The 11,508-nt window shown below is 30.5% G+C and carries 10 protein-coding genes and 1 pseudogene; 7 read left to right on the top strand and 4 right to left on the bottom strand.

Annotation, left to right across the window (positions count from 1 at the left end; translation table 11 throughout):
- Positions 1-76: 76 nt before the first annotated feature.
- Positions 77-562 (bottom strand): biotin--[acetyl-CoA-carboxylase] ligase, encoded by a 486-nt coding sequence (locus tag FWJ34_RS10805; RefSeq protein WP_308255327.1) that lies wholly within the window; start codon positions 560-562, stop codon positions 77-79.
- A gap of 32 nt (positions 563-594) precedes the next feature.
- Here FWJ34_RS10805 and FWJ34_RS10800 point away from each other — a divergent pair, with 32 nt between their 5' ends.
- The 3 genes from FWJ34_RS10800 (at position 595) to FWJ34_RS10790 (ending at position 2,570) form a co-directional block, all read left to right on the top strand.
- Positions 595-1,029 (top strand): DUF3038 domain-containing protein, encoded by a 435-nt coding sequence (locus tag FWJ34_RS10800; protein ID WP_308255326.1) that lies wholly within the window; start codon positions 595-597, stop codon positions 1,027-1,029.
- A 281-nt stretch (positions 1,030-1,310) separates the two neighbouring features.
- Positions 1,311-1,637, top strand: coding sequence for a divalent-cation tolerance protein CutA (gene cutA / locus FWJ34_RS10795; RefSeq protein ID WP_308255325.1), 327 nt, complete (start codon positions 1,311-1,313; stop codon positions 1,635-1,637).
- 15 nt (positions 1,638-1,652) lie between these two features.
- Positions 1,653-2,570, top strand: a complete 918-nt coding sequence (locus FWJ34_RS10790; RefSeq protein WP_308255324.1) for a ParA family protein — start codon at positions 1,653-1,655, stop codon at positions 2,568-2,570.
- A gap of 147 nt (positions 2,571-2,717) precedes the next feature.
- On the opposite strand, the gene FWJ34_RS10785 is transcribed toward FWJ34_RS10790, so the two are convergent.
- Positions 2,718-3,104: a hypothetical protein gene (locus FWJ34_RS10785; protein ID WP_308255323.1), complete on the bottom strand. Its 387-nt coding sequence runs from the start codon at positions 3,102-3,104 to the stop codon at positions 2,718-2,720.
- 712 nt (positions 3,105-3,816) lie between these two features.
- Between FWJ34_RS10785 and FWJ34_RS10780 the strand changes: the two genes are divergently transcribed.
- Positions 3,817-5,070: a glycosyltransferase family 4 protein gene (locus FWJ34_RS10780; protein ID WP_308255328.1), complete on the top strand. Its 1,254-nt coding sequence runs from the start codon at positions 3,817-3,819 to the stop codon at positions 5,068-5,070.
- 208 nt (positions 5,071-5,278) lie between these two features.
- On the opposite strand, the gene sufC is transcribed toward FWJ34_RS10780, so the two are convergent.
- A complete protein-coding gene (sufC, locus tag FWJ34_RS10775) occupies positions 5,279-6,058 on the bottom strand; it encodes a Fe-S cluster assembly ATPase SufC (protein WP_308255322.1) in 780 nt (259 codons plus the stop codon).
- Positions 6,059-6,419: 361 nt separating this feature from the next.
- Between sufC and FWJ34_RS10770 the strand changes: the two genes are divergently transcribed.
- Positions 6,420-7,592: a DUF58 domain-containing protein gene (locus FWJ34_RS10770; RefSeq protein WP_308255321.1), complete on the top strand. Its 1,173-nt coding sequence runs from the start codon at positions 6,420-6,422 to the stop codon at positions 7,590-7,592.
- A gap of 185 nt (positions 7,593-7,777) precedes the next feature.
- Here FWJ34_RS10770 and FWJ34_RS10765 read toward each other — a convergent pair whose 3' ends face one another.
- The gene (locus tag FWJ34_RS10765; protein ID WP_308255320.1) at positions 7,778-9,337 is read right to left on the bottom strand and encodes a tetratricopeptide repeat protein; all 1,560 of its coding nucleotides are present in this window, start codon (positions 9,335-9,337) and stop codon (positions 7,778-7,780) included.
- A 346-nt stretch (positions 9,338-9,683) separates the two neighbouring features.
- Here FWJ34_RS10765 and trpD point away from each other — a divergent pair, with 346 nt between their 5' ends.
- Together trpD and FWJ34_RS10755 are read left to right on the top strand one after the other, a co-directional pair.
- Entirely contained in the window at positions 9,684-10,718 is a 1,035-nt protein-coding gene (gene trpD, locus FWJ34_RS10760; protein WP_308255319.1) for an anthranilate phosphoribosyltransferase, read from the top strand.
- Positions 10,719-11,075: 357 nt separating this feature from the next.
- Positions 11,076-11,508 (top strand): annotated as a pseudogene (locus FWJ34_RS10755) (cell division protein FtsZ); the annotation flags it as partial.

Raw genomic sequence — 11,508 nt, 5'->3', positions numbered from 1 at the left:
TACCTAAACTTACTATTTCTATTAGCTCATATATAGATTTTATGGTTATGTTATTAATTTTTTGTTCATAGTTATTTCAGCTAATCCTTCCTTCAGGAATTTCATTTTTATAGTTAATACCAACTCCTATTATTACTTCTTTTATTATCTTACCATCGCTTTTCGTTTCACATAAAATTCCTCCTAATTTTTTTCCTTCTAAAATTAAGTCATTCAGCCATTTTATTTCTATAGGAATCTCGAATTTTCTTAATTCCATAACGATGCCATATACACTAAACAAGGTTAAATGAGAAATAAATTCCACAGGAAGATTAAGTTCTAGTACTATACTAAAGTATAAACCACCAATAGGCGATCGCCAAATATTGCCTCTTTGCCCTTTTCCAGCAGTTTGTTGTTTAGCGATAACCACAAAAGGAGGCTTAATATTTTCCTGCCTTAATTGCCATGCTTGAGAATTAGTAGAAGTTAAGGTGTCATAAATATAACCATTGATGGTATTCTGTTTTACAATTACAGAAGAAAAGTTTTTCGGTAAATGAAGAGTTATTTGTTTCATAATTACCATTAATTTTAATAAAGAATTATATTATGTTATACGAACAAGAAAATTTAATTGATGTTGAAAAAGTTAATAATACTCCTGAAAAGATAAAACTAATTTATTTAGGAATTTTAGCATTAGGTATTAAAATAGAATCTACTGTAATTCCTTTAAGCAATTCTGAGTTAGATTTATTGATTGAATATCTAGCAGAAATTTTACAAAGAAACGATGAATTAATTAGAAGAGCTTGTTCTTTATTAGAACAAATAGAAAATTCTGATTCTGGCAATAATTATTATGGTATCGTCAAAGATTATTTAGATCAATTTTTAATTTTATCTCAATCAGAAGAATTTTTAGAAATAAATCTCTCCCTTGAAAATCAATCTTCTTTCGCTTTAAAATTATTAACAGATTTATTATTTTATAGTGGCATATCAGGAAAAGGTTTTCTGAAACAAAAGTTGCAATGTTTATAAGTTATGGTATTTTTATGAAGGAATATTTAAAGAAAAATTTATTATTAAGTAATGTTACGAAAAATTAAAATAATTAGTTTAGTCAGCATTAAGTATTAGATATAGAGAATAAGTAATAAACAATCAGTAATAGATAGTGAATAATCTATATTTGTGTAGGAGGCATTTTGCTAGTTATTTCTGATTCCTAACAAGGAGTTTAAAACCTTTGCTAATTCCTCATTTCTAATTCCTCATTTCTAATTCCTCATTCCTCATTCCTCATTCCTATATGATATTTTATGAATAAAAATGATTTTGGAGTAATTTTAGTAACTATTGGTAATGAAAAAGAAGGGTTGATGATAGCAAAAACACTCATCGAGGAAAATTTGGCAGCTTGTGTCAATTTTTTACCGATTAATTCTGTTTATCGTTGGCAAGGAAAAATCTGTGAAGACTCTGAGTGGCAATTAATAATTAAAACAGATTTAGGTCTTTTTTCAATATTGGAAAATAGAATCAAAGAGTTACATTCTTATGATTTACCGGAAATTATCGCTTTACCCATTATCAAAGCCTCTCAATCTTATCTAAATTGGATAGAAGAAAACGTTATTAAATCTTAAAATTTTTAAAATATTATGGGATATATTATCAGTACTGTTAATATGAAAGGAGGTGTAGGCAAAACAACTTTAACTGTTAATTTAGCTACCTCTTTAGCCAAAAATTTTGATAAAAAAGTCTTAGTTATTGATTTAGATGCACAAATCAGTGCTACGTTAAGTTTATTACCACCTCACGAATTTGGTAAATTGCGTAAAAAGCGCAAAACCTTAAGTTATTTAATTGATGGAATTATTCAACCTAACCCTTATGCAAAGTTAGGAATTCATGATTTAATTTATCAGTCTGTTTGTGGTTTACCTAAGTTAGAATTACTACCAGGTGATATTGAGTTATATGATGAGTATCTAGTGTCAGAAATGTTGCATCAACAAGCTATTGACGAAAATAAAATTGAAAATTTTGCAGAAGTATGGAATCACTTTGAAAGATTTTTAATTCATAATATTTTAAAACCCGTCATCAACGATTATGATTTTATTATCATGGATTGTGCTCCTGGATATAATCTTTTAACTCGAAGTGCTATCGCTGCCTGTGATTTTTATTTATTACCAGCTCGCCCTGAACAATTATCATTAGTAGGGATACAATTATTAGAAAGACGCATTAAAAAGTTAAAAGACAGTCATGAAAACAATAACTCATTAAATTTGCGTTTATTAGGAATTGTCTTTATTTTGTCAGAAGCTGGAATATTCGGTCGTTATGACAAATATTATGATCAGGTTATAAGAAGAGTTAAGCAGGATTTTACCATAGATCAATTATTCGCCACGGATATTCCCATGGATGTCAATGTAGCCAAAGCCGTAGATTTATTTATGCCAGCAGTGTTAACATCTCCTAATTCTAGCGGTTCAAAAGCCTTTAGTAAACTCACAGAAGAATTTTTAGGTAAAATTAACACTTTTAATCTCAATCAAGGATAATTTCTACAATTCTGTTAATCTCTTGACACTAACCCGTTAATTTCTGTGGGGGTTTTTTTCTGAAAAATATAACGGGTGTATTTTTTTTTGACATTTTTAAGATCAAATAAGTTCTTTTGACATTAAAGCAAAAAGCTTTTATTTTGTTTAAACAATTTCTTTTTTACTATTATCAACCACAGCACCTCTATAATGGGTAACGCCACTAGACTTATAGATAGGGCTTTTATCACTATTAGCTGTGCGGTTATAATTAAAACCTCTATAAGTCATTGATTTTGTTATTGTTGGTTGATTTTCATTAACCACCTCTAAAGAGGCAATTTCTACTTTTTCAATTCTATTTTTATCTCTTTCTTCCATTAAATTTATGTCAACTTCTGTCAGCTTATTAATAGATTTTTGGGTAAACATTATTCCGCCTATTAATATAGCTAACAGAATTGGGGTAGGTGCAGAAACTAAACCTATAATAGAGGTAATTAGTAATGCAAAAGCTGATACGGCTAAAACAAGACAAACAATTAATTCCATAATATTAACCTCTTATATTTGTTTATGGATTGAAAAATTTTTACATAACATAACTAGCAGTTTTTGACAATTTATTCCCTTAGATCAAAGAATGAATAATAATTTGCCAATTTTCTTGATTTATTTTTCTAACAACCAATCATTATACTCTATTTATTTAATATAGTGAAAAATTATACTTAATTTTGGAGTCAAAAAAATAGCCAATTATTTACTTCCTAAACTTAAAACTCTTTCTAAGTAAGTAATTAACTCTGAGTTATGCCTAATTAAATATGATAGTTAGATAAAATATTTTAGTTTTACTAAGGTCTAATTATGTTTATAATTATTACTAAAACAATATCTTTATTTAAGTATAAATACTCATTTGTTTTGATAGTCTGACAGGCTTCTTTTCAAAATAAAGTAATTAGGAATGGACAATAGTAAGAATTATTGATAATTTGTTTACTAGAATTGATTTTAGGACTAATTGTGGTTCATGTCTATTTACCAATAACCTATAATCTATTCTTCAATAGACACGAGTGCAAAATAAAAATTAAAATCTATTTTACGTAGGAAATTATCAATTTTAATAACTATTGGCAGAAAAATTTAGAATGAAAAAAATTTAGCCATTGCCCATTGCCCATTGTCACAACTTGGTGCAGAAGTCTATTATCTCAAGCAATCAATTATCTATCAATAAATTATGTCTGATAAAAAAATTAAAATATTATTTATACACCCCAATTTTCCCGCACAATTTCGTCATTTAGCGATGGTTTTAGGGAAAGATCCCAATTATGAGGTAATTTACGCAACAAAGCGAGAAGAAGGGCAAATAGAGGGAGTAAAGAAGATAATTTATCAACCCTCCAGAGAAGCTAGAGTTGAGACTCATCACTATGTGCGAAGTTTAGAAAATGCTGTTTTACAAGGGCAAGGTTTATATCGTGTGGCAACTCAATTAAAAGAAATAGGTTTCTATCCTGATATTGTATATGGTCATTCAGGCTGGGGACCAACTTTATTTATTAAAGATATTTTTCCTCGTGCTAAATTTCTCTGTTATTTTGAATGGTTTTATAAAGCTCATGGTAGTGATGCAGATTTCGATCCTACTGATCCCATTTCGGCAGATGATGAAGCTAGAATTAGGGTGAAGAATGCTCCTATTTTAATCGATTTGTACAGTTGCGATCGAGGTTTATCCCCGACAAAATGGCAAAAACAGCAATTTCCTACCGAATTTCAATCAAAAATCACCGTTTTACATGATGGTGTTGACACTGAATATTTCAAACCTAATCCCGACACTAAATTAGTAATACCTGAGATTAATTTAGATTTAAGCAATGTAACTGAAATTATTACTTATGTAGGAAGAGGAATGGAACCTTATCGAGGTTTTCCCCAAGTAATCGAAACCATTGGTATTTTACAAAAACGTCGCCCTAATGCTCATTTTGTCATAGTTGGTCAAAATCGAGTTGCTTATGGTAAACAATTACCTGATGGTAAAAATTATAAAGACATAATGTTAGAAAAAGTACCCCTTGATTTAAGTAAAGTCCATTTTACTGGATTATTAGGTTATGCTGATTATCTCAAAGTTTTACAAGTATCTTCGGCTCATATTTATTTAACCCGTCCTTTTGTTTTATCATGGTCAATGTTAGAATCGATGTCCACTGGTTGTGTTGTTGTAGCTTCCAATACTCAACCCGTACTGGAGTTAATTCAAGATAATTATAATGGTTTATTAGTGCCATTTTTCTCTCCCAATGCCATTGCTGATAAGGTAGAATATGCTTTAGATAACCCTGAAATTATGGCTAAAATTAGGAAAAAAGCGAGAGAAACTATCATCAAAAATTATAATCTTCAAGACTTGTTAAACCAACATTTACAGTGGATAAAAATAGGAGAATTTAAAAAACAATCTCCTCGTAAAAATAAAAAAGGGTTTGGTAGTTAAATTCAAAAAAGAATATATAGTAGCTATGTTTTAAGTTAACCTCAGTTCGAGATAAAATTATCATTGAAGGTACGGAAAAGGGAAAAGGAAGAGGGAAAAGGGCAATGGGTAACGGGGCAATGATGCTCAATTTCCTCAATCATGACTCTGGGTTTAAACTCATTTTTACCAAAGCTTTGAGAAAAATAAAGGGCATCAATTAATTTTACTAACTCACTGATACTATTTTAATCTCTTCTTTTTCAAGAAAATCATAACCTTTTGCCTCTAATTCTAAGGCTAAATTTTTATCCCCACTCATGACAATTTTACCCTCATACATGACATGAACAAAATCAGGAGTAATATAATCAAGTAATCGTTGATAATGGGTGATTAACAAAAAGGCGTTGTCAGGAGTGCGTAATTTATTAACACCTTCAGAAACAATCCGTAAAGCATCAATATCTAAACCTGAATCTATCTCATCTAAAATGCCTAAAGTTGGCTCAAGTAAAGCCATTTGCAAAATTTCATTCCGTTTTTTCTCCCCTCCCGAAAATCCTTCATTTAAACTTCTAGCCAAAAAAGCTGAGTTCATTTTTACTACTTCTAACTTTTGTTCGACTAAATCTTCAAAATCAAAAGCGTCTAATTCTTCTAACCCTAAATGTTTGCAACGGGCGTTATAAGCTACCCTCAAAAAATCAAGATTACTAACGCCAGGTATTTCTAAAGGATACTGAAAAGCTAAGAAAATACCTGCTAATGCTCTTTCTTCAGGCTCTTTTTCCAGTAAGTTTTCACCTAAATAAATTATCTCACCTCCTGTTACTTCATATTCAGGATGTCCGCTTAACACTTTAGAAAAAGTACTTTTTCCTGAACCATTACGCCCCATAATAGCGTGTATTTCACCAGCTTTTATTTCTAAGTTTACCCCTTTAAGAATCGGTATGCCATCGACACTGGCAGTTAAGTTGCGGACTGATAATATAGATTGAGTCATAATAAATAGAGTGTCAGTGTTGATTGACTGATATTGAAGTTACATTAAAAATTTTTCTCTGAATCTATTTTAAGCTACTTTAGCAACAATTTTGTTGTTTAACTCAAAAATTTGGTGTCTTAAATTTAGAATTTAGTATAGATCTCGGTTCTACCAAGAGTGTTATGATACTGTATCAAAAGTTACTAAATATTCAGGACAAAATAAAACTTATAAGTTATTTAGCATAATAGAATCGGGAGTTAAGGCAAAGGGTAACAAACGGCTTAAGCCCATTGCTTTGTTAAGAATTAATCAAAAATGTAAGTTAAATGAGTCTTAGCTTATCATAATTCATAAATTCAATTTGTGAGAGTTATCCATGAATCGCCAAATTTTCCCCCATAATAATTTTATTGTCTCTTTTATCCATTGGCTAGAAAATCGTTGGGCAATTCCTGCTTATAGTGGTTGGGTATTAATTGGTATTGCTTTAAGTTTTTTCGGCGCCGCCACTAATACTATGGCTGGTTGGCTTTATGTTTTAAGTGGCATACTTTTATCTTTATTAGGTGTAAATTTTTTTATTTCTATCAAAACTTTAAAGCAACTTCAGGTAAAAAGATTACCCATACAACCTATTAGTGCTGGAGATGAATTAACCATAGAATTAATCATTACTAATCCTACAAAAAAAATAAAAAATTTAATTGAAGTTATTGACGAAATTCCCCTACAATTATCAGGGAAAATAACTAATACTATTGAAACTATTCTGCCAAAAAATCAACTCAAAATAGTATCCTATACTCATACTAAAAAAAGAGGAATTTATCATTGGGAGAATGTAATGTTGAAAACAGCCGCTCCTTTTGGATTATTTTATAGTATCCGTCAACGTCAAGTGGAAGCTAAAGCTGTTGTTTATCCTCAAGTTTTACCTTTACAAACTTGTCCCTTAATTGATAATATTGGCATTAAAGAAGCTAAACAAAGACAAAGTGATAAACTTTATCAAAATGCCACTGAAGGCGTAACAAAAACTTTACGACAATATCGTTATGGAGATGCTATTCGCTTAATACATTGGCGTAGTAGCGCTCGTTTTGGAGATTTACAAGTCAGGGAACTGGAAACCATTACGGGAGGAGAGGAAATTATTATTTGTTTACACAACTCTTGCATCTGGGAAGATAAATATTTTGAAGAGGCGGTAATTGTTGCGGCTTCCATGTTTTTTTATGCCAGTCGTCAACAGTTGGAGGTAAAATTATGGACTGCTGATTTAGGTATTATCCATGGTAGTCAAGTAATGTTAGAAACTCTTGCTGGTGTTAACTATGGCGTAACCATGACGGAAGAAATCCCTTCTTCTCCTGTGATTTGGTTGTCTCAAGATATTAATTCACTGTTATTATTATCTCATGGTAGTCGTTGGATGCTGTTTCCTTCTTTGGCAAAAAATCAAGATAATCTTCAGGATAATTTGCTGAAAGGCATTTTTTATAATCAAGAAATATCCCTACAATCTCAATTACAAAAACCATTGCACTAAACTGTATAAAATTAAAATTATCTACTTTGACTAAACTATTGCCTAGAAAGTTAAAATCTTATTAGCAATGTAGGGTAAAATATATGCCCTATCTAATAATATCGTTTGCTCAATTAAAAAGGACTGTATAAAGTTACAATTAAAATTTGTTTGTGATTTACAATTTACAAATTTGTTTTAATTCTCTAATTTCCTTGATTATCAATCAGGAAGGGATTAGTTTTTTTACCGGCAGATAAATCTACAAAAGAATATTCAGAATTGTTTTTTTCTTTAGATTTTTTAGGGCTAATTATCGGCGGATTTTTGTCTGATAATGGTGAAACATCTGCTTCTTTACTTAAAATTTTTCCTTCTTTTTTTAGTAACGAATTTAACGATTTTTGGTTATAACTAGCTTGAATAAAATTTGGATTAATTCTTAAGATTATTTCATAACTGTTAATTGATTGTTGATAGGAACCCAAATTTGCCTGTAAAATAGCTAAATTATAATAGGCTTTATAATATTGATTATTAGTTTTGATAGCTAAATGATAATTTTTAATAGCTTCTTGATAATTCCCTGATTCTTGATAAATTATCCCTATGTTATAATAAGCCTCTGCTAAATTTGGTTTTAATTTTAATGCTTTATTATAACTTTGTATTGCACTTTCTTTATCCCCTAACTTATAATAAATATTCCCTTGATTGTAATAGACTTGAAAAAACTGATTATTAATTTTAGTCGCTATATTGTAATCATCTAATGCCTCTATTAATTTATTTAATTTATTATAAACAAAAGCCCTTCTATAGTAGGCAAAAAAACTTAAAGAATTAATTACTATTTCATGGCTATAGTTAACTAATGCTTCTGAATAATTGCCTAATTCTTGATAAATATATCCTTGCCAATGATAAGCTAAATCACAAGTATTATTTAAGTTTATTGCTTGAGATAAATCTGCTATAGCTTCCTTTTTTTGATCTAATTTATATCGACATATTCCTCTTAATAAATAAGGTCGATAATTAAAATTATTATACTTAATTGCCTGAGTATAAAAAGAAATTGCTTCTTCATATTTTCCTTGCTTTAAATTTTTTTTAGCCTTTTCTAAAAGAGGATAATTAAGAGGTAAAATATCATTAATATAATAACTCAATCCTCCGATATATAATAAACTTAATCCTGATATTTCTAGATTATTATTTTTATTATGTTTTAAAAAATATTTTGAGCTAAATCCTAGGAAAATTATTGAGCATTCTTGAAGATTATTTTTAAATTTTGAAGAAGAAAGTGCACAAACTATAATTTCATTATTATTTATTTCTTCAGAGGAAAAACAGAATTTAATTTGATTAAAATTACCTTGATAACTTTTGAGTAAAATTTTAATATTAGTAGCTTTTTTTACTAAAAAATTACTCTTAACTAAACTAGCTTTTGAGTCTTCATAGTATTTATGATTATCTAACCACACTAAATGACCAAATCTTGATAAAAAAGCCTCTACCGCCAATTTTCGAGAAAAAATAATTTCTAAAACTTCTTGTAAAGGATAAGTTAAGTTATATTTATTAGCAATATCTTCTGATTCTAAAATCGATTCTACTTTAATTTTTTCTATAGCTTCTTTTTTGATTATCGTCACTTCACTATGAAGATAATTTTCATCACAAATAAGCAATTTTCCCAATGCCAAACGATTTAAAAAATCCTGTTGTTGCACTTTTAGTGGTGTTTTCCAATCCATTATTTATACCACAGTTGATAATTACCAATTAGCAATTAGTTGTCAAGATCTTATTTATATCACAATTCATTATATTCTATCTTTTTATCTCCTCATTGAGAAAAACTCTTTATATAGTAATCCTAAATCATTCGTGAAGAATTAAAGATTAAAAAATAAATTTGTAAATCTTACCATATCTTAAAGCTGACCACTGAAAGCTGATAGCTAACACCTCTTTAAATCTCACAACTCACATAGGATTGTTTGTTATAGTTAATCAATCATTGAAATTATTTGTTAATTCTTGATTTGAGTTGGTGTCGATGATAATATAATTAACATAATTATAATTTAATAAATCTTAATGATTACAGATTGGTCAAAATTATTAATACAACTTTTAGATAAACAATCTTTGACTCAAGCACAAGCGGCAGAATTGATGCAAGGATGGTTAAAAGAAGAAATTTCTCCAGTTTTATCGGGTGCAATTCTTACTGCTATTCAAAGTAAAGGAATCTGTGCCACAGAATTAGCAGGAATGGCTCAAGTATTACAATCTCAATCTCTTAACTTGGAAAATATCCCTCATCCCTATCCTGTTATTGATACTTGCGGTACTGGAGGTGACGGTTCTTCCACTTTCAATATTTCTACTGCTGTGGCATTTGTTACTGCTGCTGCCGGAATTAAAGTGGCAAAACATGGTAATCGATCCGCTTCTAGTAAAGTTGGCTCTGCTGATGTGTTAGAATTTTTAGGGATCAAGCTAAACGCAGAAGAAACTCGATATAAACAGGCATTAAACGAGGTAGGGATCACTTTTTTGTTTGCTCCCGGATGGCATCCTGCCATGAAATCTGTTGCACCGATACGCCAAGAGTTGAAGATTAGAACTATTTTTAATTTATTAGGCCCTTTAGTCAATCCTTTACGTCCTAATGGTCAAGTAATTGGTGTGTATGATTCTCAGTTTATCCCACCCGTTACTCAGGCTTTACAATATCTATCTGTCAAAAGAGCTATTGTTTTACATGGTAGAGAAAGACTGGATGAGGCTGGTTTGGGAGATTTAACGGACTTAGCTTTATTAGATAATGGTAACATAACTGTTACTACCCTTGATCCCCAAGAATTAAATCTTACTCCAGCACCTCTTTCAGCTTTAAAAGGTGGTAATGTTGAAGAAAATGCCGAAATTCTCACCAATGTACTTCAAGGGAAGGGGACAAAAGCACAGTCGGATGTCGTTATTCTCAACGCCTCTCTAGCTTTACAAGTAGCGGGTTTAATCCCTATGGGCGATCACTATGAAGGGATCAATAAATGTCGTGAAATTGTCGCTAGTGGGGCACCATGGGATAAATTGAAAGAGTTAGTTAATTTTTTTGCTTTATAAAGATTGTATAAAGTTGATTTATGAAGATTGTATAAAGTAAATAGTAATTACTTAGATGAAAAGATTAACAAGTTAAGTTATAATTTTGCTCAGTATCAGTTCTAAAAATATATTTATTATTTTTTACAGACTATTTATTATTAAAATGAAAGTGCGATTCTAAATCAAACAAAGTAAATTCAACTCTTGATATTTATAACCCACTAATGGCATGATTACTAAGCAACCATGAATGAATCAGATTTAAACCTAGCCGAATATCTCGAACCATCGGCACAAAAGTCCCTTAGTAGCACTAATGCAACAATTCGTCAAGGAAAAAAAGTGAGGGCAGGAAACGAGTCAACAGAAAAAAAAATGAATTCTAATTTAATTATTCCTAGTAATGTAGCCCAAATAAAAGTCATCGGAGTTGGCGGTGGTGGTTGTAATGCCGTTAATCGCATGATACAAGGTAATGTCGTAGGAGTTGAATTTTGGCAAATAAATACTGATGCCCAAGCCTTAGCCCAATCTATGGCTACCTATTGCCTACAAATCGGACAAAAATTAACTAGGGGATTAGGTGCAGGAGGTAATCCAGCTATCGGGCAAAAAGCCGCTGAAGAATCCAGAGATGAAATTGCCAAAGCCTTAGAAAACACAGATTTAGTTTTTATTACGGCGGGAATGGGTGGTGGAACAAGCACAGGAGCCGCCCACACACAGTCACAAAACGCTCAGAAAATGGAGTGTTTAATGGTGGGAGGTGGTAAGCCACCATTTTATTTAGTAGCAGGTGGTGTCGTGA

The organism is Geminocystis sp. GBBB08 (genome assembly GCF_016743215.1).
Classification (GTDB): Bacteria; Cyanobacteriota; Cyanobacteriia; order Cyanobacteriales; family Cyanobacteriaceae; genus Geminocystis.
This window is presented reverse-complemented; position numbering and strand designations above follow the sequence as displayed.

What these genes read in the sequence shown, in the direction of transcription:
- FWJ34_RS10805 (WP_308255327.1), bottom strand. Translation starts at nt 562, where the DNA reads ATGAAACAAATAACTCTTCATTTACCGAAAAACTTTTCTTCTGTAATT.
- FWJ34_RS10800 (WP_308255326.1), top strand. Translation starts at nt 595, where the DNA reads ATGTTATACGAACAAGAAAATTTAATTGATGTTGAAAAAGTTAATAAT.
- cutA (WP_308255325.1), top strand. Translation starts at nt 1,311, where the DNA reads ATGAATAAAAATGATTTTGGAGTAATTTTAGTAACTATTGGTAATGAA.
- FWJ34_RS10790 (WP_308255324.1), top strand. Translation starts at nt 1,653, where the DNA reads ATGGGATATATTATCAGTACTGTTAATATGAAAGGAGGTGTAGGCAAA.
- FWJ34_RS10785 (WP_308255323.1), bottom strand. Translation starts at nt 3,104, where the DNA reads ATGGAATTAATTGTTTGTCTTGTTTTAGCCGTATCAGCTTTTGCATTA.
- sufC (WP_308255322.1), bottom strand. Translation starts at nt 6,058, where the DNA reads ATGACTCAATCTATATTATCAGTCCGCAACTTAACTGCCAGTGTCGAT.
- FWJ34_RS10770 (WP_308255321.1), top strand. Translation starts at nt 6,420, where the DNA reads ATGAATCGCCAAATTTTCCCCCATAATAATTTTATTGTCTCTTTTATC.
- FWJ34_RS10765 (WP_308255320.1), bottom strand. Translation starts at nt 9,337, where the DNA reads ATGGATTGGAAAACACCACTAAAAGTGCAACAACAGGATTTTTTAAAT.
- trpD (WP_308255319.1), top strand. Translation starts at nt 9,684, where the DNA reads ATGATTACAGATTGGTCAAAATTATTAATACAACTTTTAGATAAACAA.